Source organism: Oceanobacillus neutriphilus (assembly GCF_014645515.1).
GTDB lineage: Bacteria > Bacillota > Bacilli > Bacillales > Amphibacillaceae > Oceanobacillus > Oceanobacillus neutriphilus.
In genome coordinates this window covers 1-22,087 of the sequence record NZ_BMLW01000008.1, presented here as the reverse complement: position 1 = coordinate 22,087, position 22,087 = coordinate 1, and the positions used below count along the sequence as shown (strand labels likewise).

The following is a 22,087-nucleotide window of genomic DNA, read 5'->3' as shown; positions in this document are numbered from 1 at the left end:
TTATCTCCTGATTAGTTCAGGTTTCCACAGGGAAAGAACCAACCCTCCAGCGGAAGGAAATTTCAATTTATGACTTGGTACTAATAGTAATATATAATAGCAGTCTTTTTTATGCAAGTAATCTATTGATTAATCGGTGTACAAAATAATACATTTTAAAGGAAAGAAATCACTGTTGAGCAATCATACTCCTGGAGAAAATTCATACTGATTATAGTGCTTCATGCCTGATAGATCAAAATTAAATTTCTGAAATAAAGACTGTCATAGGATGATTATTCGCTATAGTCCTATCACACTTTTGTTTAATCCAATTTTTCCAAAAGACCTTCTTCATCTGCCAGCATTTCTTTCAATTGCTGATATTCTCTGGTTTGTAATAAATTGTGCTCAACAATATTTTGTGCATCCTGCCGTGCGGTTTCCAGTGCTCTGTAATCATGCACCATATCAGCTACTTTAAATTCCGGCATACCGCTTTGTTTTCTGCCAAAGAAATCTCCCGGTCCGCGTAACTGCAGATCCTGTTCAGACAGCTCAAATCCGTCACTTGTTTCTGACATAATCCGCATACGTTCCTTGCCGACCTCTCCTTTAGGCTCTGCGATCAGGATACAATAGCTTTGCTTGTCTCCTCTTCCTACCCTGCCCCGAAGCTGATGCAGTTGTGATAAACCAAAGCGCTCCGCATCATAGATAACCATCACCGTAGCATTGGGAACATTCACCCCTACTTCAACAACGGTAGTCGATACTAAAACTTTTACTTTATTAGCAGCGAAATCGCGCATCACCTCATCTTTTTCCGCTGAGGATAAACGTCCGTGCATTAAGCCGATTTCCATTTCATTATCATAATAAGCTGTCAGCTGATGATACAGATCAACGGCATTTTGAATATCTAATTTATCCGATTCTTCGATCAGCGGACTAATGATATATGCCTGCTCTCCCTGCTTTACCCGCTCTTGAATAAAATCAAGAATCCGCTCAAACATATTTTCTTTGACCCATAGTGTTTCTATCTCTTTTCTTCCAGAAGGAAGCTGATTAATGATAGAAACGTCCATATCACCGAAAGTTGTAATTGCAAGTGTCCGGGGGATCGGGGTTGCAGTCATAAATAATATATCAGGGTCCAGACCTTTATCCCGCAATGTTCTGCGTTGTGCAACCCCAAAGCGATGCTGCTCATCGACAATTGCTAAACCGAGATTTTTAAACAGAACGTCTTCTTGAATAAGTGCATGTGTGCCAATTACGATATCTATTTCCTGGTTTTCTATTTTCTGTGTTAACTCTCTGCGTTTCTTCCCTTTTACCGATCCCGTCAACAAAGCAACGCTTGCTCTTTCCCCCAGCATCGATTGAAAAGATTGAAAATGCTGCTCTGCTAAAATTTCAGTAGGAACCATTAGCGCTCCCTGCTTGTCCGCAGTAACAGCAGCGTATAAGCAGATTGCCGCCACAGCCGTTTTCCCTGAACCAACATCACCTTGAAGGAGCCGGTTCATTCGATAAGCACTCTTCATATCCTTTAAAATCTCTGTCAACGCTTTTTGCTGTGCCTCTGTAAGAGTGAAAGGGAATGAGGCGATAAAACGGTCTACCTTGCCGGTCTGAAACGCTTGCGCATTTCCTTTGGTTGATTCGCGATTTATTTTTCTAATTAATTGCATTTTCAGCTGGAATAGCAAAAATTCCTCATAAATAAACCTGCGCCGTGCATGCTTTAAAGCAACTCTGCTCTCGGGAAAATGCATTGTTCTTACTGCTTCTTTCCGTGGTGGAAGCTTATAACTTTCTAAATAAGAGGCAGGAAGAATTTCTCTGATATCTTCTTCATGTGAGTTAAACACCTGCTTTAAAAGCTTCTGAAATTTATAGGAAGTCAAATCTCCCTTCACTGAATAGACAGGTGTAATCGAATCATTTTCTTCCATTTTCCCGATTTTATATTTGCTGACTGTAATTTGCAGCCGATGCGCGTCCCATTTTCCTGTTAAGGTAATATCCTGTTCTTGCTGAATCTGTTTTTTTGCAAATGCCCGGTTAAACATAATTGCTTTTACAGCAATACCTTCGACTTCTACTGTAAAGCTCAGTCTGGACTTTTTCTTCCCAAAAAAAGTAAGAGAAGGATCGTAAATGACCTTCCCTTTAATCGTGACCTTCTCGTCATGAACCAGCTCTTGCAGAGGTTTTTCTTCATAAATATCGTATCGATACGGGAAATATTCTAATATATCGTCAGTGTCATAAATACGCATTAAAGCAAGCTGTTCTGCTAATTTTTCGCCGACACCTTTCACTTCTAATATTGGTTCGTTCATTTCCAACATCCTTTTCCAGAACTAGAAGCGCAATTCGCTCCTGCTTAATAAGAAAAACCAAGAAAACTGCTTGATCTTTAAGATACTGGTGTTCTTGCCAAGGGGATGTCCGCTACAACGGTTTCCGATGGGACTTCCCCTTTCTATTACTTAGACAGATACACCAAATATTTTTTCTTTCAGGAACCGCCCTGTTGGTGTATCCGCCAAGCCGCCTTCTCCAGTTTCACGAAGGGATGAAGGCATTTGTTTTCCAATTCGGTACATGGCACCAATCACTTCATCACACGGAATACGGCTTTCTACACCTGCCAATGCCAAATCAGCGGATACAATAGCAAGAGATGATCCTGCTGCATTTCTCTTCACACATGGGACCTCCACTAAACCGGCAACCGGGTCACACACTAAGCCGAGCATATTTTTTAATGTAATTGCAAAAGCATGAGATGATTGTTTTGGTGTACCTCCTGCCATCTCTACAATAGCTGCTGACGCCATTGCCCCTGCTGATCCAACCTCAGCCTGACATCCTCCTGCTGCACCAGAAATAAAAGCATTGTTTGCCACTACAAAGCCAAAGGCACCGGAAGTAAATAAATAACGGATCATCTCTTCTCTTGTCGGGTTTAATTGCTCCTTCACCGCAAATAACGTACCTGGTACACAGCCGGCACTCCCTGCAGTTGGTGTCGCACAAATAATCCCCATAGCGGCATTTACTTCATTTGTTCCCATCGCTTTACTGACAGCATCCATCATTAAATTCCCGGAAAGAGGCGTTTTCTCTTTCATATATTTTTGTACTTTAACAGCGTCACCGCCGGTAAGTCCCGTTACTGATTGGACACCCTTTAAAGCATCCTCAATGGCTTTTTCCATAACAACAAGATTTTTTTCCATTTCCGAAAAAATTTCTTCCCTTGACTTCTCTTTAACATCCATTTCCTGACGTATCATCACTTCCGAAATCGGAATATTATCTTTTTCCGCCATCTCTACTAATTCCGCCACTGTTCTAAACATGATCTTACCCCCTTCTCCTTTTTTAACTTACAATCTTTGCAATAGAGGTAATATGGTCAGCAGCCTGAAGCTCCTGCAGTATAGTATCATCTACATTCTGATCTACTTCTATAACCATCAGTGCCTCTTTGCCAACATCTTTGCGATTTACTTCCATATGGCCTATATTCAATTCATATTTCGCTAAGATCTTTGTTACAGATGCAATCGCTCCAAAACGATCATTATGCATAATTAGAATAGCCGGATGATTCCCGGATAACCTGAGTTCGAAACCGTTTAATTCTGTAATCTCTACTTTACCGCCGCCAATAGATATTCCCATCAGCTCCTGCTGATCGCTGTCATCGCCAATAATCATGCGGACCGTATTCGGGTGATTCGCCGATGCACTGTCCTCAATGAATTCAACCTCCAGCCCTTTCTCTTTGGCCAGCTGTAATGCCTTACTAATTTGCGGATCATCGGTTTCCATACCTAAAAGACCGCCAACAAGTGCAAAATCTGTTCCATGCCCCCGGTAGGTTTTAGCAAAGGATTCATATAGATGAATTTTCGCCCAGGAGGGCTGTCTGCCAAAAAGATTCCGGGCTGCTTTGCCAATTCGTGCAGCTCCGGCTGTATGTGAACTTGAAGGTCCTACCATAACCGGACCAATAATATCAAATACGGAATTATATTTCATAGAATAACACCGTCCTATAATTATTTAAGACTACTACTATTATTATAACAAAAATCCGGGATTGATTCACAACTTAATCCAAAAAAAGGCAATCATGCGTTCGAATCCCTTTAAAAGATTGATACAGAACAAAGCCCCGCCTGATAAGTATAATCAGACGGGGCTTTGTATCAGTTAAAAAGATTATAAAATATTTTTCTGGCCGGGACCATTTCTCCCACCTTTGAACACTGAAGTTTTATCCTTATTCTACAGAAAATATATAAGAATAGATAGGCTGTTCGCCCTGATGAACTTCTACTTCCAGTTCATCGTATTTCTCTTCCACATAGGATTCTAACGCCTCGACCTCTTCTTCTGACACATCTTCTCCCGAAAGAATGGTTACTATCTCGCTGTCATCAGAAATCATTTTGTCAATAAGGTCCCGGGCTGCTTGCTGTTTATCCTTATGTGTTGTTACAATCCTGCCCTCATCTATTCCCATAAAATGTCCTTTAGCAATATCAATACCGTCAATTTGAGTATCTCTTACTGCATAGGTGACCTGTCCGCTTCGTACTTGTTTCCCTGCTTCTTCCATTGCAGATTTATTCTCCTCTAAAGAGGCTTCCGGATGGAAAACAAGCATGGCGCTAATACCTTGAGGAATCGTTTTTGTCGGTACCACTTTGACATGGTCACCAGCCAGTTCGGCTGCCTGCTCAGCTGCCATTTGGATATTTTTATTGTTGGGAAGGATAATGATTTTTTCTGCATTTGCTTTTTCTATCGCGTCAGTGATATCCTTGGTACTCGGATTCATTGTTTGTCCGCCTTCAATGACCACTGCAACTCCGAGATTCTCAAATAGCTCCTTCAGACCATTTCCCATAGCTACAGTAACAATACCGTAAGCAGATTTTTCTTTTGGCTTCTCATTTTTATCTCCAACGATAGCTGTATGCTGTTCACGCATATTTTCGATTTTCAAATTAATCAGACTGCCGTACTGCTGGGCCAGATTTAAGCATGTCCCCGGTGATTCTGCATGTACATGGACTTTTACAATATCATCATCAGAAACAACCAGCAGAGAGTCTCCCCACTCGCTTAATTCATTACGAAAAGCCGTTTCATCAAATGGGTGCTGTTTTAATTTCTCCTCTTCTAACTTCACCATAAACTCAGTACAGTATCCATATACAATGTCCTCTGTATTCATAAAGTCTTGTGTTACTTTATGGTGCTCTACGTTAACCATTTCTTCCATTTTATTATCAGCATCAGATTCTTCCGGCAGCTCTTCACCTTTTAAAGCAGCCAAAAATCCTTCATAGATGGTCACTAAGCCTTGTCCACCGGAATCAACTACTCCTACTTCTTTCAGAATCGGCAATAGGTCCGGTGTACGCTTTAATGATGCTTTTGCTTCTGTTAATATTTCTTCCATAAACTCAATGATATCTAAATCACGATCCACAATTTCAACCGCTTTGTTTCCTGCATCTTTCGCTACGGTAAGAATCGTACCTTCCACAGGCTTCATAACTGCTTTATAAGCTGTATTAACAGCGCCTTCAAAAGCCGCGGCAAGATCTGTGACATAGAGTTCTTCTTTACCTTCACACGCTTTTGCAAAGCCGCGGAAAATCTGTGATAAAATAACACCGGAATTTCCTCTGGCTCCCATCAATAATCCTTTTGCAAATGCACTCGTAACTTCATAAACTTTATCCGTATCCAGTTTTTTTACTTCATTTGCTCCAGAAGTAATTGTTAAATTCATATTTGTTCCAGTATCCCCGTCAGGAACAGGGAATACATTTAAAGCGTCAATTTTTTGTGCATTATTTGAAAGATGATATGCTCCCGTCAGCACCATCTGCGATAATAACGCCGCATCAATTTTCTCGACTACCACATTTTCTCCTCCTTCTGCCCTATTCTTTTTCTACCCGAACACCTTGAATAAATATATTTACCGAATCAATTTCTAAGCCAAGAGATTGACTAAGCGTATATTTCACCTGCGATTGGACATTATGCGCCACTTCAGAAATTTTTGTCCCGTAACTTACAATAATGTACAGATCAATATGTAGCTTTCCGTCTTCTTGACGAACAACAATTCCTTTGGAATAATTTTCTTTACGCAATATCTCTGCAATATTATCTTTAATTTGGCTTTTGGAAGCCATTCCTACAATGCCATAGCATTCAACAGCTGTTCCACCAGCTATTGTTGCAATAACATCTGTTGTTATCGTAACGAGTCCATCGTTTGTATGTAACTCTATTGACATAACTACAGCTCCTTTTATTACGAATTATGATTCATCAAATAATATACAGTATCATCTTTTAAGACTTTACGTCTTGATATTTTCAATTTCTCAACTATTTATGCTTAAGATTATACTATACGCTCTGTTATTTTAAAAGTAAGCCTGCGGGAAACGAAAAACCTGCGCCTCCACTATCCTGCTATAAGTTTTTCTTAATGAAGAAAAACTCCACTATTACAATGGATTATTTTCATTCATCTGTCAAGCAATTTTTCTTTGTTGCTTACTCAACTTTCGCACCTAAGAATAGACATCTATACCTTACCTTACAAGGATAAGCATGTTCTCCATTATCCTGCTTGCATTTTGTCACCTTTTTATTGAAATGCAGATTGTGTATAGCTCCGCTCCGACCAACCACTCCGCTTTCCATGGGGACGGCTTCAGCTAACTTGAAAAGAAGACCGCTTTTCAAGTGGATCTTCAGCTCGCCCTGTTCCCATAGGAGTCTACGTGGTTGGTCTGCGCTCAGTTAGGCTTCTACAGCGAATGAAAGAAATCATATCCTGATGGAGTTGAATGAAATCATTGCTTTTTGCTTGATGAAAAGATCATTTTAGTGTTTCAAATGGTTAGTTTGGCAATTGAAACGATGACACAGCACACAGCATGAATAATAAATATCGGGAATAGCTAGTTTGAAAGAACGTAAAAATGCATCATCAGAAAAAATGCACACGACAAATAAACTTAACACAAAATATAAATTGTAAAAAAATGTAATTTTGGTGTTAAGCTTTTAAAATCTATCTGGTTTCCAAAAGATTTGAGTATTGTATAACTATATATTCTGCAATCTAAGATGCATAGCAAGATAATTGTTTGGCGTATAACACATCCCCTCGAAAGTTTATAGTGGATAAGGCAGACATTGACTGTTTGCCGCATGATAAACAGGAATTGTTTATACAAGGATTAGTTTACGTGCTCGATGGCACACTTATTTGTGCTTGAAAAAGCAAACGACACATCTTTTTATTCGGGCAGTATATCACTGACACCACTCACCCCACCGTGCTCTGTAGTGTATCTGCCTATCCATCTATAGTATAGCATTTAACATGAGGGGAGAGAGTTACTTTCATTAAGATTTGTGCCTTGAGCACAGCGAAAGGAATGATACTTTTTATGAACAGAAAGTAATCGTAACGGGAGATTTTTATATGCACCACGAAAAATATGTTCTTTACTATCTAATTTCTATTGGCTCCGTTGTATTAAAAAGTATAGAATCCCCTTCTAGCGGAGGCGGACCGTTTTGACTCCTGAGGGATTAGCACCATCTGAAGATCCACTTTTGCCAAGTGATCTTCTTGGCAAAAGTTAGCTGAAGAGCGTGCCCCTAGGAAAGCAAAACGGTCCGCCGCAGCGGTGGCCTTACATGTTACCTTCTCTAGATAGAGTTTATGCTTTGTCAAGAGGGAGATGGAAGGAACAATCAACACTTGTCTCTATAATAAGCAAGTTATTTTTTAAGGTACGAAAGTTGAGTTACTTATTTAACAAAACAGCATTTCAAAAGAGTAAAATATAATGATTTGAAATCTATTTGTTTTAGCTTCTCTCGCGATAATGAAAAGATTCAATTGCAATATCGGGTGAGTTATGATAAATTAAGTTAGTGGTATACTGATTTTGGAATGTAAGGAGGGAATAACATGGCTAGAAAATGTGTTGTAACTGGACGCCAAACACGTAGTGGTAACCAACGTTCTCACGCTATGAATTCCAACAAGCGTAATTGGAAAGCAAATGTACAAAAAGTACGTATCATGGTAGATGGAAAACCGAAGAAAGTATATGTATCTGCTCGTGCATTAAAATCAGGCAAAGTAGAACGTGTATAATATACGAAAATATGTGCATATGCCCTAAAAACACCATAAATACATGGTGTTTTTTTGCTTTATCGAAATGTTTGTTTCAATTTATATATCCTAAAAAACGAGCTTTTGCCATCAATGACAAAAGCTCGTTTACTATTACTTTTCTTTTTTGAATACACCAATGATGACTTTTACAAACCCGCCTACAAACCTAGGAAGCTTAATCGTATAGAATTTCATTTATAAAGGCCCTCCCTGTTTAACCATCCTGTTTGCTTCTAGTTAAACTGCATCAAAACTCTTTACTAGTATTAGTATGCCTTTACAGAAAGAAAAAGTACCTTTTTTTTGACTAAGCTCATTAGATATACATAAAGAAGATCCCCAATGTATTGTTTGATTCTCTAACGGATATAAAAAACCTGTCAATGTTAATCCGGTAACCTCTGAAGTAAATGATAAAAAAGATATATAGAAATATCCCTCCGGCTCAACGGCATAAGTACCTGGTTCAAACATTTCCATATAATTCCCTTTATCGATAATAACAGCGCGCTTTCCCTGCTGTAATAATGGATATAGCAATTGAATATTCATTAATGCATGATCCATCCTGCCTCCGGTTACACCAAAAAAATAAAATTCACTTGCTTCTTTCTCTATTCCCATATCAATGGCAATCTCTAAATCTGTCTGATTCTTCATCACTGGATGTTTATCAAATACCTTAGCATGCTTTTCGATTATAGTGTACTCATTTTCAGAGACAGAATCAAAATCTCCCAGTGCAACATCAATCGTTATTCCTTGTTCTGCTAAATAAAGTGCCCCCCGGTCAGCACCAATCCAAAAATCCATCTTCTCCTGATAGTCTAAAAGAGTGGGTAATTGCCCTTTAGGACCATTACCCACAATACCAACACGTTTCATTATTTCTCCGCACTCTTACGAATCAGGTCAATAGCTTCTTTCCGATTACTCTGGTTAAAAACAGCACTTCCGGCGACTAATACATCTGCACCATTTTCAGTACAGATTGGAGCTGTTATCTCATTAACTCCTCCATCAATTTCTATTTCAAAATTTAAGCCAATTTCTTCACGCCATGCTGCAATTTGAGCAATTTTAGGAACTACCTCTTTAATAAAGGATTGCCCTCCAAAGCCTGGATTTACTGTCATTAATAATACGAGATCCACTTCTGTTAAAACAGGTTTAATCATTTCTGCCGGCGTCCCCGGATTAATTACTACTCCCGGTTTTACGCCATAAGAACGAATCAATTGCAATGTACGGTGCAGATGCACACATGCCTCCTGATGAACGGTGATAATGGACGCGCTTTTCGCAAATTGCGGTATATACGCATCCGGGTTTTCTATCATTAAATGAACATCCAACGGCAAATCGGTAATTGGCTTAATGGCATCTGCTATTAAAGGACCGATTGTAATATTAGGAACGAAATGTCCATCCATCACATCAACATGGATGTAATCAGCTCCGGCCTGCTCCACCTCTTTAATCTCTTCTCCAAGCTTTGCAAAATCCGCTGATAAAATAGAAGGTGCTATTTTTGTCATCATTAATACCTCGGCTTTCTTGTTTTAATTTCTTCCAAAAATCGTAAATAATGATTATATCGGAATTCAGCTATTGTGCCATCATCAACAGCTGCCTTAACAGCACATTTAGGTTCTTTATCATGCAGACAGCCTCTGAACTTGCAGTCTGACATATGAAGCCTTATTTCCGGAAAACAAACACCTAAATCCTCGGCCCCTAAATCAGAAAACTCTAATGCGCTAAATCCCGGTGTATCAGCTACCAGACCTTCTCCGATTGCCAGAAGCTCAACATGTCTTGTTGTATGCTTACCCCTCCCGAGACTTTTAGAAATCTCCGCTGTTTCTATAAACAAATTAGGATCGAGCGTATTTAACAGGGTTGATTTACCTACTCCAGACTGCCCGGCAAATACGGAAATTTTATCTTTGAAATAAGGTATTACTTCAGAAATCCACTCAGGCTCTTTTGAAGATAATAGTTTCACCTCATAGCCAATTTGCTGATAAGCTGCTTGGTATTCCTGAATTCTGGCTGCTTCCTGAGGTGTCGCTAAATCCATTTTTGTAATAAAAATTAAAGGCTGAATATGCTTGGACTCCACAAGGACAAGAAACCGGTCAAGTAATAACGGATTAAAATCCGGTGAAGTAGCTGCATTGACAATACATACCTGGTCAATATTAGCAATAGGAGGCCGAATAAGTTCATTCGACCTATCCTTTATTTTCATAATATACCCTTCATCTTCGTTACGGATTTCAAATTCTACATAATCACCGACTAACGGGGAGATTTTTTTATTTCTAAAAAGACCTCTCCCCTTGCAGGCATAAATTCCTTCATTTGACTGTACGTAGTAGAAGCCGCTTAATGCTTTAATAATTCTGCCTACTGCCATCTACTCTTCCTCTCCCTCATAGGATACAGTCCTTTCAGCTACCACCTCATCATCTCTGGTAATTCGATACTCTGCATCAGTTCCCTGTGCAATGGTCAGTGTAAAACGTACCTCCGTATCTCCTGTGATGGTCTGTTCTTCATATACATCTGAGATGTCGTTATTGGCATCACCGATATAAATTCGGACTATTTGTTCTCCAGAATCCTGGTTTTCAGTCTCTTCTTCATTTCCTTCGTCTGTATTTTCATTATCTCCGTTTTCTTCATCGGTATTTTCTTCATTCGTCTCATCATTTTGATCTTCTTCACTATTTTCATCATCAGATGATTCTTCTCCGGATTCAGAGTTTTCTTCATCCAGCGTGTACATAACCGTGTAAGTAACAGAGTGAGACCGCGGCGGTTCCTCTTCCGGTCCAAGAGAGAAATAAACATCTACTGTTGATCCTTTTTCTACCTCCGTTCCAGATTCAGGAGATTGGCTGCTGACCAGCCCTTTCTCGACACTATCGGAATGCTCCTCATGCTGATTTATGCTTAATTCATTACGATCTAAATAACCCTTTACTTCCTCTTCATTCATTCCTGTCAAATTATTCAGGCTCACCATTTCCGGTCCGGCACTGACTTCAAAAATTACTTTTGTATCTGCCGGCACTACAGATGCTCCCGGATCGGGCTGGACTTGGGAAATAATCTCACCGACCGGCTGATCAGAGTATCGTTCAAACGGCGTAATTTCATCCACATTAAATCCTTTTTGATCCAACTCTTCTTTCACTTCTTCAAAATCTTCTCCGACGTAATCATCAAATTCCACTTGTTCAGGCCCCTGGCTGACAAACAGGGTTATCGTCGATCCTTCTTTGACCGTTCTTCCTGCAACAGGGTCTGTTCTTTCAACATATCCAGATTCAACCTCATCCGAATTGACCTCTTCTGTTTCCACGGTCAGTTTCTTGTTTTCCAGCGCCTCTTTTGCTTCATCAGCCGGCTTATTGATAAAATCATCTATCGTAACATCTTTTGGCTGCATAGCATACACAACAGCAGCAGTGCCAATACCAATAAGCAACAATAATAGAATTGAAATCCAGATTATTTTTTTCTTTTTACTGGATGGCTTTTTATTCTTCTTTTTCTTATTGTTTTTCTTTCCATTGCCTTCATCAGGATAGCTTTTTGTCGGTTCCGTATCTGCTGCCTGATGGACAATAGTCTGGCCCGCCTCATCCTCTGAGGTCAAGTCATCATCCGTAATAATCGGGATTGCTTTTGTCTCATCACCAGCTTCATCCGGAATTTTAAACGGCTCTTCATTTAATTTTTCAGGAGAAAGTGCTGTCTCCAGGGCCGCCTCAAACTGATAGACATCCGCATAACGATAAAAAGGATTTTTTGCTGTTGCCTGTAATACAATATTCTCTACGCTCTGCGGAATATCCGGATTAATCTCTTTGACAGACGGTGTATCACTTTGTAAATGCTTTAAAGCAATGGATACAGGGGACTGTCCGGAAAAAGGAAGCTTCCCTGTTAACAATTCAAAAAGGACAATTCCTAATGAATAGACATCGGATTTTTTTGTTGCCATCCCGCCCCGCGCCTGCTCTGGCGACAAATAATGAACAGAACCCAAAATAGAATTTGTTTGTGTTAATGCCGTAGCACTAAGAGCCATAGCAATCCCGAAGTCAGTTACCTTCGCCTGACCAAAACGGTCAATTAATATATTTTGGGGTTTAATATCACGATGAATAATACCATTCTCATGTGCCTGTGCGATTGCAGAAGAAATCTGCTTCATAATATCCAGCGCAAGCGGAACCTCCACTGGTCCAAATTGTTGGATATATTCCTTTAAAGTCATTCCTTCAACATATTCCATGACCATATACAGCGTTTGATCTTCCTCACCCACGTCATAGATATTTACAATATTCGGGTGGGAAAGAGAGCTTGCAGATTGTGCCTCCCGGTCAAAACGGGCAATAAACTCCTGATCATGAATATAGTCCGTCCGCAATGCTTTAACTGCTACATCACGGTCAAGAATAGTATCTCTGGCAAGGAAGACATTTGCCATGCCTCCGCCGCCGATTTTTCTTTCGATTTTATAACGGTCATTTAATAAGTGTCCCTTATTCATGCAGGTTCACCTGCCTCCGAGTCTGAACCGTCATGTGCTATTAATATAAGCGAGATATTATCTTCTCCACCGCGCTCATTCGCTAAATCAATAAGTTCCTGACCTATCTCATTCATCCCTTTATCTGCTGTAATAAATTGTGCTAATTCAGTTTGGCTGAGCTTATCGGATAAACCGTCTGAGCACAGTAATAATCGATCTCCAGTATCCCATGTCAGTGTTTTTATGTCTGTATTCACTTGAGCTTCTGTTCCCAACGCGCGGATAATATAATTTTTGTAGGGGTGAACTTCTGCATCTCCCTCTGTTATCTCGCCTCTTTTTACAAGCTCATTCACAAAGGAATGATCTTCCGTTAACTGCTCAACATTCTCTCCTCTCGCAATATACAAACGGCTGTCCCCGATATGGGCAATGGTAAGCGAATTACCTGACATAACTGCAGCAACAAGTGTCGTTCCCATTCCTTCCAGCTGTTTGTTTTCCTGCGATTTCCGAAAAATTTGCTCATTCGTTTCATTAATTATATTTTCAAGCCATTGTTCAATATCGTTTGGACTTTGAACTGCTTCTGTTTCTTGCCATCTGTTTTTCATATTTTCAACAGCCAGCATACTTGCTACATCACCGGCTTTGTGACCGCCCATGCCATCAGCAATAATCGCAATAGGCTGATTTGTTTTATTTTCAAAAATACCGCCTGCATCTTCATTATGGTTGCGAACTTGTCCGCAATGCGTTAAGAAAAGCCCTTTCAAGAGCTGCTCCCCCCTTTACAGATCAAAATATATCCTTTTCAAACAATTATCATTACTTTGTCATTAAATGCTGTTCAATAAGTTCATTAAAAACGTCATTACGAATTTCTCATTTTTTGAATAAATACTTCTATCCTTAATTATTGCACAATCTTCCGCATAATAAAACTATGCAGTGTACAAGTTGAATAATATATTTAAACTTCTTTCTTATGTGTTGACTATGAAAGGTCACAAAAATATTTTCTGACAGCCTGAAGCGGGATTTTTACAGAAGATTTTCTCTGATAAAAATCGCTTACTTATTCCGTTTGATCCGTGTAAGGAAAAAACCATCTGTCTGAAAATCCTGAGGAAACAGCTGTAAACCTTCCGGCGACCAGCCTGGGGCATCCTGTAATGATTCGGAAAGCGCTTCTCTGAACGAGAGGTCTATGCTAAAAGCAGGATTATCTTCTAAAAATGTACGGACCACCTGATTATTCTCCAATTTATCAACCGTACAAGTACTGTAAATAAGCAGCCCGTCAGGCTTAAGCAGTTTGGCTGCAGATTGAATAATATCCAGCTGTATCAATGCAAGCCGTTCAATATCAGAAGCCTGCTTTTCGTACTTAATCTCAGGCTTTCCATTAATAACACCTAATCCTGAACATGGAGCATCAATAAGAATCCTGTCAAAGCTTTCCTCTTCATACTGCTCAGAAAGATTCCTGGCATCTCCTTGAAGAGCTGATATTGCATGCAAATCCAATATAGCTGCCTTTTCTTCTATCAATTTCACTTTTTTCTTATGCAGATCATAAGCATGAATTTCACCTTGATCCGCCATTTTTTCAGCAATGTGCGTAGCTTTCCCCCCTGGAGCACTGCAAGTATCCAGTACTTTCATACCCGGTTCCAGTTTTAATGATTCTGCTGCCAGCATAGAGCTTTGATCCTGTATGGTTACAAGGCCCTCCTTCAGCAGATTCGTTTTAAATATATTTCCTTTTTGAATCAGTATGCCCTGTGGTGAAAATTGTGATGCTGCTACAGTGAAGCCTTGCTTTTCTAATTGCTCCATAATAGCCTGACGATCCGTTTTCATAGGCTGAATCCGGATAGACATGGGAAAATGTCTTAAATTCTCGCGGCACATCGCCACTGTCTGCTCTTTTCCATACATTTCCATCCATCTTTTAACCAGCCAGACTGGATGACTTGTCTCGATTGAAATCTGCTCTACAGAATCCTTAATCAGGGATAAATCCGGAAGCCCGTTTCGTTGAATGCTGCGTAATATTCCATTTACAAAATTAGCAATTCCTTTGTGTCCGCGGATTTTAGCAATTTCAACAGATTCATGAACAACGGCGTGATCCGGAACTTTTTCCAAATAAACCATCTGGTAAACAGACATTCTTAAAAGCTGCTTCACCCATAAGTCTAATTTCTTTTTATTTTTCATGAATTGCGCTATATAGTAATCAATCGTTATTTGATTTTGTACAGTACCATAAACGACCTCTGTAAGTAACCTTTTATCCTTTTCATTCAAATCCTTTTGCTGTAATTCATGATTTAAAAGCAGATTGCTGAATCCTTTATCTTTTTCAATCCGGATAAGAATGTCGAGCATTGTTTGTCTCAATTGATATTTCATAATTATATTATTCTCCTAGTATTACACCAATTTGAATCCTGTCCTGTGAAGCCTGTAAGTAATCTTTTACTTTCATACGTTTCTTTCCGGCAGGTTGAATTTCTTTTATTTTAAGACTTGTTTGTTCTCCGCACTGAACAGTAAAGGATTCACTATCTCTGGCAATAATTTCACCTGCCGGGCTTGTTGAATTTGACTCAGAAGCTTCTTCTCCCCACCAGATTTTCATTACTTTACCTTCATAAGTTGTAAATGCAACCGGCCAGGGATGAAGCCCTCTTATTTGATTGTAAATCTCACCTGCAGGTCTATTCCAGTCAATCTTTTCCTGCTCACGCTTTATATTTGATGCGAAGGTTGCTAATTCTTCGTCTTGCTTTTTTGGAGTTATTTTGCCTGCGAATAAATCAGGCAATGTTTCAATCAGCAAATCTGACCCGGCACTGGACAGTTTATCATGCAGTGTGCCGACATGATCTGTGTTTTCTATCTCTACCTCTACCTGAGTCAGGATATCACCTGCATCTAATTTTTCCGCCATGTACATGATCGTTACTCCTGTTTTTTTCTTTCCCTGCATAATAGAATAATGAATTGGTGCACCGCCACGCAGCTCTGGCAGCAGGGAAGCATGGACATTGATTGCTCCAAAAGGCGCTATATGAAGCACTTCCTTAGGAAGAATTTGCCCATAAGCTGCTGTGATAATCAGGTCCGGTTTGGCATCTGCAAGTGCCTGGAAATCATTCTTCAGCTTTTCTGGCTGAAATACTTCTATCCCATGCTTTAAAGCTTCCTCTTTTACCGGCGGAGGAGTAATGATTTTCTTTCTTCCTTTAGGTCTGTCCGGCTGTGTAACAACAAGAACTACTTCATATTTATTTTCAATAATTTTTTGTAAAACAGGAACAGCAAAATCCGGTGTTCCCATAAAAACGATTCGTTTCATGATTTTCCCCTCATTTCCTTACATCATGTAATAGGGCTGCATATCAATAAACAGCTGTAAAGATTGTTTTCGTATTTCATCAGCATAAGCCGATTGAATATGCTCTAAATAACTTATTAATTCTGGTTCATTCTTGTATTTTATCATGCACTGGTACCGATATCTATCTTTTATCCGTGCAATAGTAGAAGCCGTCGGGCCCAAGATAGTTGTACCCGGAGATACAATCTCACTAAGCCGCTTTACGATTTCTCCTGTCACCTGAACCGCCCGCACATGATTTTCGTGGGAGACAGTAATCAGCACAAGAAATACAAATGGCGGATATTGAAATGCTTTCCGGACAGCCATTTCATGCTGATAAAAATCAAGAAAATTATGCTTTGCAGCGTAGGTCACGCTATAATGCTCAGGTGTATAGGTCTGGACAATAACATTCCCGGTAAGCTCATGCCTTCCTGCTCTGCCGCTCACTTGTGTCAATAATTGAAAAGTACGCTCCGAAGCTCGGAAATCAGGAAGATGCAGCATTGAATCGGCAGATAAAACTCCAACCAAAGTGACATCCTTAAAATCAAGACCTTTTGCAATCATTTGCGTCCCTAATAAAATATCAGCTTTCTTCTCGGAAAATTGTTTTAATAATTTTTCATGCGATCCTTTTTTTCTGGTTGTATCTACATCCATTCGAATCACTCGGGCTTCTGGTAACAGTTTTGCCAGTGATTCTTCTACCTTTTGCGTACCTGTTCCAAAATATCGGATAGAGTCGCTCTCACAGGATGGACAACGTTCAGGAACAGCCTGCTCATAAGAGCAATAATGACATTTAAGCCGGTGACTGTTCTTATGATAGGTTAAAGCAATGTCGCAGTGCGGACATTCAGATACGTGCCCGCAATCACGGCACATCACAAAAGTGGAATATCCTCTGCGGTTCAGCAGCAAGACAATTTGTTCTCCCCGTTCTATACGAGCCTTCATATTCTCCATCAGAGAGGCAGAAAACATCGTCCGGTTCCCTGCGTGCAGCTCTTTGCGCATATCAACAATCTCTACACTTGGCATTTGCTGGTAATTTGTACGGTGGCTGAGTGTTAAAAGCTTGTAAACTCCTTTTTTAGCTCTGGCAAAGCTTTCTAAAGAAGGCGTCGCACTGCCCAGCACTACAGGACAACGGTGACTATTCGCCCGTTCAATCGCTACATCCCGGGCGTGATACCTTGGCTGGTCTTCCTGCTTATATGTTGTTTCATGCTCCTCATCAATAATAAAAATACCTATATTGGTAAATGGGGCAAATATCGCAGAACGAGCGCCAACAACAACTTGAACCTGTTTCTGCTGAATTTTTCTCCATTCATCATATTTTTCTCCAGCGGAAAGTCCACTATGCATCACAGCTACATTTGACCCAAAGCGGCCTTTAAAACGTCGGACCATTTGCGGCGTTAAAGAAATTTCCGGAACAAGAACGATGGCCTCCTGACCTTTTGAAATAACATGCTGAATAGATTGTAAATAGATTTCTGTTTTACCGCTTCCTGTCACACCATGTAATAGAAATACATTATCCTCTTTTTCATCTATAGATGTGATAATCGGCTCCATAGCAGCATCCTGCTCATTCGTCAGCTCGAAGGCTTCTGTTTGTTCAATAGGCTGATTTTTATAGGGATCGCGGAATACCTCCTGTTGAAATGTCTTAACAATCCCTTTTGATACTAATGCTTTAACAGTCTGTGCCGAGGTGCCCATGGTTTGAATCAATTTTGCCTGTTCAACCGGTTCCGGATTTTCAATAAAATATTGAATTAATTCTTTTTGTTTCTTTGCCTGCTTCGATAAATCCTCCAGAGCCTCCAAAGCACGCATTTCTGATACATCCAGCTGGACCATTGTCAGCTGTTTTTTTGTGATTCTTGATTTCACATGATAGTAGATAACGATATTTCCTGCTTCTATTTGTTTTTGTAAATGATAATAACTGATAGAAGATGCCGTAAATTCTTCAAAGGCTATCGATTCTCTTCCTGCAAATAAATCTTCCAGCTCAGGACTCAGGAATTCATCTGTTTCACGAACTAAATCTTTTGTATACTGCGATTTTAATACTTGGGGCAGCATTGTTTGAAACACTGTAATATACAGACTGAGCGTTTTCTTGGCTACCGATTTTCCAAGCTGCAGCAGCTCTTCTGTTAATACAGGCGTAATATCTAAAACCTCATGCAGTTCTTTTAATTTTGATAAGCTGGTCTCATTCTTCAGCTGCACAACAAACCCCATGATTTTCCGGGGACCAAACGGTACAGTGACCCGCATTCCGGGAGTGATTATTTCATGATATCTCTCCGGAACCAGATAATCGTATGTCTGGTTTGTTGCACTTGATGGAACATCAACTATGACACTTGCAATTTTCAAATGGAATCATCCTTCATATCTCGTAAAATACAGTCTAAGAGCTGTACGGCTATCTCTTTTTTTGTCGCCTGCTGCAAATTCGTTACGGACTCCTCTTTATTAATGTAGGTAACAATATTCGTATCACCTTCAAATCCCGCTCCCTGGCGGCTGACATCATTCACAACAATAGCATCTAAATTTTTCTTTTTCAGCTTCCCTAATCCATATTCCATAGGAGTATCTGTTTCAGCAGCAAACCCCACCAGAAATTGATTTTCTTTTCTTTCACCAAGCTTTTTCAGGATATCTTCTGTTCGTTCTAAAGTGATGACATCATCGCCCTCTTGCTTTTTCATCTTTGAGGTATGCACCTCTTTTGGACGGTAATCTGCTACGGCAGCCGCTTTAATCACAATATCCTTATCTGCAAACTGATCGTTCATCACATGATACATTTCCTCGGCAGAAACCACATCGATTCGTTTAATAGATGGATGCTGGGCCTCTATAGAAACCGGCCCTGCAACTAAGGTAACATCCGCACCGCGTTCAGCAGCAGCTTCAGCTAAGGCAAAGCCCATTTTCCCTGAAGAACGGTTTGTGAAAAAACGTACTGGATCAATCATTTCCTTTGTCGGCCCGGCAGATACAAGTACTTTTTGCCCCTGCAAATCAAGAGCTTTCTGCTGATGGCGTTCAATGGCAGAAATAATTTCCAGCGGCTCCTCCAGACGGCCTTTCCCAACATATCCGCAGGCTAAATATCCATCACCCGGCTCGATAAAATGATATCCCCACTTTTCAAGCTGTTTCATATTTTGAATAACAGCAGGATGTCCATACATATGCACATTCATTGCCGGTGCAATATATACTTCTGCCTGTGTCGCCAGCATTGTTGTCGACAGCATGTCATCAGCCTGTCCATGAGCTAATTTTGCAATAATATTTGCTGTTGCCGGTGCAATGATTGCAATATCCGCCCAATCGGCCAAATCAATATGCGCTATTTTCTTTGGATTTTTTTCATCAAAGGTATCCGTATATACCGGGTTTCTTGTCAAAGCCTGAAAGGTCAACGGTGTAACAAATTCGGCTGCACTTTCTGTCATGATAACCTTCACTTCCGCTCCAAGCTGTGTCAATTTACTTGCCAGAGCACTTACTTTATAGACAGCAATACCACCAGAAACACCTAAAAGTATTTTTTTCTGATTGAGCATGGAAAACTTCCTCTCTTTAATTTATTTTTCACGTACTCATACTCTAAAAAAGCACTTTTTAATCTCCATGTAATCCTTTGGAATGAATATGTCTGCTGTATAAAAAGTTTATTCTATTCCTCTTCATTTGGAGGTATATTTCGACATATTTTTTTATTTTCTCTATACATAGTTATAACATATAATAAGCTTCTTCTGCCGAATAAAGGCTTGTAGAAAAATCGTTCAGAAAAAGGATCCCTGCAAAAAGAAAAACCTCTGCATGGTGAAAATTCTTGTATGAAGAATTTTACACTGTGCAAAGGTCCATTTTCAGTTTGTTATCCCAAGTTTTATTTCTTAATATACAGTTTTCCAGCCTCAATTTCTTCCAATGCTTTTCCAACAAATTTATGCGATTTTGGATGCTCAACTAACACATCATTTGTTTCACTCAGCTCTCTGGCTCTTCTTGCTGATAAAGTAACTAAGCTGTACTTTGATTTAATTTTTGTCTGCAATGAATCAATAGAAGGTTCTAACATCATGATAACTCATCCTCCAAAATTTGCTTGTATTGTTTAGCGATTCTTTCACGCTTTAAGTGCTCACTTTTAATAATTGTTTTTACTTTTTCTACTGCTGTCTCAACCTTATCGTTTACAACAACATAATCATAAGCATCCATCATTTCTATTTCATTACGTGCTTCTTTCAGACGATTAAGGACGAGTTCCTGCGATTCTGTGCCACGATTAACGATACGATTTTTCAACTCTTCTAAACTAGGAGGGAATAGGAAGATAAATACACCTTGAGGGAAATTTTTCTTCACCTGCATCGCTCCCTGTACCTCTATTTCAAGAAAAACATCAAATCCTTTTTCAATGGTTTCCTCTACATATTGTCTGGGAGTCCCGTAATAATTATTTACATATTGAGCGTATTCTAAAAGCTCACCTTCTTCAATCAGCTTTTCAAATTCTTCTTGTGATTTATAGAAGTAATCGACACCATCAACTTCACCAGCTCTTTTTTCTCTGGTGGTCATGGAAATAGAATATTGAAGATCCATTTCTTCCTCAAATAATTTTTTGCGTACTGTACCCTTACCGACACCTGATGGGCCGGATAAAATGAATAAAATGCCTTTCTCTTTAATCAAACCATTTCCTCCTATTTTCCAGCTTCGTTATTCGTCTGCAATTTCATCGTTGGTAACAAGCCTTTGGCCAACCGTTTCAGGCTGCACTGCAGATAATACAACATGATCGCTATCTGTTATTATAACAGCTCTGGTACGTCGTCCATATGTTGCATCCACTAATTTATTATTATCTCTGGCTACGGTAATAATTCTTTTCACTGGTGCTGATTCCGGAGACACGATAGATATAATGCGGTTTGCGGAAACAACATTACCAAAACCAATGTTTATTAAACTTAAATTCAATTTTTTTCCCCCTAGCATTTCTTCTCTATCTATAATAGTACCATTATACTGTATCTTTATTGAATTTTATACTATAAACTTTTTTGTTACAAGGGCAAAACCAAGAAATAGGAAAATAGAGTGATGTCTTCTGGCATTGTATTGCTTGTTTATCCATGTTATGAAATTCTTTCATGTAAGTTGAATGAAAGGTTTTACTTCCTGGCATTCGCACATTAAAAAGTAACTTCCTATCCATAGGAACAGGGGTTGATTATTTCTTCCATATATCTGTTGACAAAGATAGAAGGTAAAGTGTAAAGCGACCGCTGCGGCGGACCGTTTTGCTTTCCTAGGGGCACGCTCTTCAGCTAACTTTTGCCAAGAAGATCACTTGGCAAAAGTGGATCTTCAGATGGTGCTTAATCCCTCAGGAGTCAAAACGGTCCGCCTCCGCTAGCAGGGTATTCTATACTAAAATAACTGAACAAATAAAAGGCAGTTCTGACAGAAGAAATTTTTCGTGTTGCATGGTAAACATGTTCAGCAATCCTTATTTGGGATGCATGAAAGCTATTCTTGATATGAATTATTCATGCTGCCATGATTTGAATTGCTAAAAACCATTTGAAACACCAGCATGATTGTTATTTAGGCTAAAAAAGATGAGTTAGCTAAAAGCAAGCATGTAAATAGAGAACATGTCCATCCTGGAATAGCAAGATATAGATGTTTATTCTCAGATGTGAAAATTGAATATTTAATAATTTAACACTAGCATTGCATTAATTATGTCTAATAATACAAAATAATCCTAATTTTCGGTTTTTACTGTTTTAAGCCATAAAAAAATCCTTTATAATGAATTGGTCAGGTG

General features: G+C 39.5%; 19 protein-coding genes. 1 reads left to right on the top strand and 18 read right to left on the bottom strand.

Annotated elements, in window-relative coordinates:
- Positions 1-305: 305 nt before the first annotated feature.
- From recG to IEX29_RS13685, 5 genes are all read right to left on the bottom strand, one after another.
- Positions 306-2,333 (bottom strand): ATP-dependent DNA helicase RecG, encoded by a 2,028-nt coding sequence (gene recG / locus IEX29_RS13705; RefSeq protein WP_188734962.1) that lies wholly within the window; start codon positions 2,331-2,333, stop codon positions 306-308.
- 150 nt (positions 2,334-2,483) lie between these two features.
- Entirely contained in the window at positions 2,484-3,359 is an 876-nt protein-coding gene (gene sdaAA, locus IEX29_RS13700; protein ID WP_188734961.1) for an L-serine ammonia-lyase, iron-sulfur-dependent, subunit alpha, read from the bottom strand.
- A gap of 22 nt (positions 3,360-3,381) precedes the next feature.
- On the bottom strand, positions 3,382-4,044 hold the full coding sequence (sdaAB, locus tag IEX29_RS13695; RefSeq protein WP_188734960.1) for an L-serine ammonia-lyase, iron-sulfur-dependent subunit beta: 663 nt from the start codon (positions 4,042-4,044) through the stop codon (positions 3,382-3,384).
- 244 nt (positions 4,045-4,288) lie between these two features.
- The gene (fakA, locus tag IEX29_RS13690; RefSeq protein WP_188734959.1) at positions 4,289-5,947 is read right to left on the bottom strand and encodes a DAK2 domain-containing protein; all 1,659 of its coding nucleotides are present in this window, start codon (positions 5,945-5,947) and stop codon (positions 4,289-4,291) included.
- 19 nt (positions 5,948-5,966) lie between these two features.
- A complete protein-coding gene (locus IEX29_RS13685) occupies positions 5,967-6,329 on the bottom strand; it encodes an Asp23/Gls24 family envelope stress response protein (RefSeq protein WP_077601127.1) in 363 nt (120 codons plus the stop codon).
- 1,700 nt (positions 6,330-8,029) lie between these two features.
- On the opposite strand from IEX29_RS13685, the gene rpmB reads away from it, so the two are divergent.
- Positions 8,030-8,218, top strand: coding sequence for a 50S ribosomal protein L28 (rpmB, locus tag IEX29_RS13680; protein ID WP_010649390.1), 189 nt, complete (start codon positions 8,030-8,032; stop codon positions 8,216-8,218).
- A 135-nt stretch (positions 8,219-8,353) separates the two neighbouring features.
- On the opposite strand, the gene spoVM is transcribed toward rpmB, so the two are convergent.
- The 13 genes from spoVM to remA all read right to left on the bottom strand — a co-directional run bounded on the left by spoVM (position 8,354) and on the right by remA (position 21,231).
- Positions 8,354-8,437, bottom strand: a complete 84-nt coding sequence (gene spoVM, locus IEX29_RS13675; RefSeq protein WP_188735164.1) for a stage V sporulation protein SpoVM — start codon at positions 8,435-8,437, stop codon at positions 8,354-8,356.
- Positions 8,438-8,479: 42 nt separating this feature from the next.
- The gene (locus IEX29_RS13670) at positions 8,480-9,127 is read right to left on the bottom strand and encodes a thiamine diphosphokinase (RefSeq protein WP_188734958.1); all 648 of its coding nucleotides are present in this window, start codon (positions 9,125-9,127) and stop codon (positions 8,480-8,482) included.
- Positions 9,127-9,780 carry a ribulose-phosphate 3-epimerase gene (gene rpe / locus IEX29_RS13665; protein WP_188735163.1) on the bottom strand — a complete coding sequence of 218 codons (654 nt, stop codon included), beginning with the start codon at positions 9,778-9,780 and terminating at the stop codon, positions 9,127-9,129. The genes IEX29_RS13670 and rpe overlap by 1 nt, the downstream gene beginning before the upstream one ends.
- 2 nt (positions 9,781-9,782) lie before the next feature.
- Positions 9,783-10,664, bottom strand: coding sequence for a ribosome small subunit-dependent GTPase A (gene rsgA / locus IEX29_RS13660; protein WP_188734957.1), 882 nt, complete (start codon positions 10,662-10,664; stop codon positions 9,783-9,785).
- Positions 10,665-12,815 (bottom strand): Stk1 family PASTA domain-containing Ser/Thr kinase, encoded by a 2,151-nt coding sequence (gene pknB / locus IEX29_RS13655; RefSeq protein WP_188734956.1) that lies wholly within the window; start codon positions 12,813-12,815, stop codon positions 10,665-10,667.
- The gene (locus IEX29_RS13650; RefSeq protein WP_188734955.1) at positions 12,812-13,573 is read right to left on the bottom strand and encodes a Stp1/IreP family PP2C-type Ser/Thr phosphatase; all 762 of its coding nucleotides are present in this window, start codon (positions 13,571-13,573) and stop codon (positions 12,812-12,814) included. Before IEX29_RS13650 ends, pknB begins: the two co-directional genes overlap by 4 nt.
- A gap of 298 nt (positions 13,574-13,871) precedes the next feature.
- Positions 13,872-15,218: a 16S rRNA (cytosine(967)-C(5))-methyltransferase RsmB gene (gene rsmB, locus IEX29_RS13645; protein WP_188734954.1), complete on the bottom strand. Its 1,347-nt coding sequence runs from the start codon at positions 15,216-15,218 to the stop codon at positions 13,872-13,874.
- A gap of 7 nt (positions 15,219-15,225) precedes the next feature.
- A complete protein-coding gene (fmt, locus tag IEX29_RS13640; protein WP_188734953.1) occupies positions 15,226-16,167 on the bottom strand; it encodes a methionyl-tRNA formyltransferase in 942 nt (313 codons plus the stop codon).
- 18 nt (positions 16,168-16,185) lie between these two features.
- Positions 16,186-18,594 carry a primosomal protein N' gene (priA, locus tag IEX29_RS13635; RefSeq protein WP_188734952.1) on the bottom strand — a complete coding sequence of 803 codons (2,409 nt, stop codon included), beginning with the start codon at positions 18,592-18,594 and terminating at the stop codon, positions 16,186-16,188.
- Positions 18,591-19,799, bottom strand: coding sequence for a bifunctional phosphopantothenoylcysteine decarboxylase/phosphopantothenate--cysteine ligase CoaBC (gene coaBC, locus IEX29_RS13630; RefSeq protein WP_188734951.1), 1,209 nt, complete (start codon positions 19,797-19,799; stop codon positions 18,591-18,593). Before coaBC ends, priA begins: the two co-directional genes overlap by 4 nt.
- Positions 19,800-20,131: 332 nt before the next feature.
- Positions 20,132-20,326 carry a DNA-directed RNA polymerase subunit omega gene (rpoZ, locus tag IEX29_RS13625; RefSeq protein WP_147209589.1) on the bottom strand — a complete coding sequence of 65 codons (195 nt, stop codon included), beginning with the start codon at positions 20,324-20,326 and terminating at the stop codon, positions 20,132-20,134.
- Positions 20,323-20,943 (bottom strand): guanylate kinase, encoded by a 621-nt coding sequence (gene gmk / locus IEX29_RS13620; RefSeq protein WP_188734950.1) that lies wholly within the window; start codon positions 20,941-20,943, stop codon positions 20,323-20,325. Before gmk ends, rpoZ begins: the two co-directional genes overlap by 4 nt.
- Positions 20,944-20,970: 27 nt before the next feature.
- On the bottom strand, positions 20,971-21,231 hold the full coding sequence (remA, locus tag IEX29_RS13615; protein WP_042535126.1) for an extracellular matrix/biofilm regulator RemA: 261 nt from the start codon (positions 21,229-21,231) through the stop codon (positions 20,971-20,973).
- Positions 21,232-22,087: the final 856 nt, after the last annotated feature.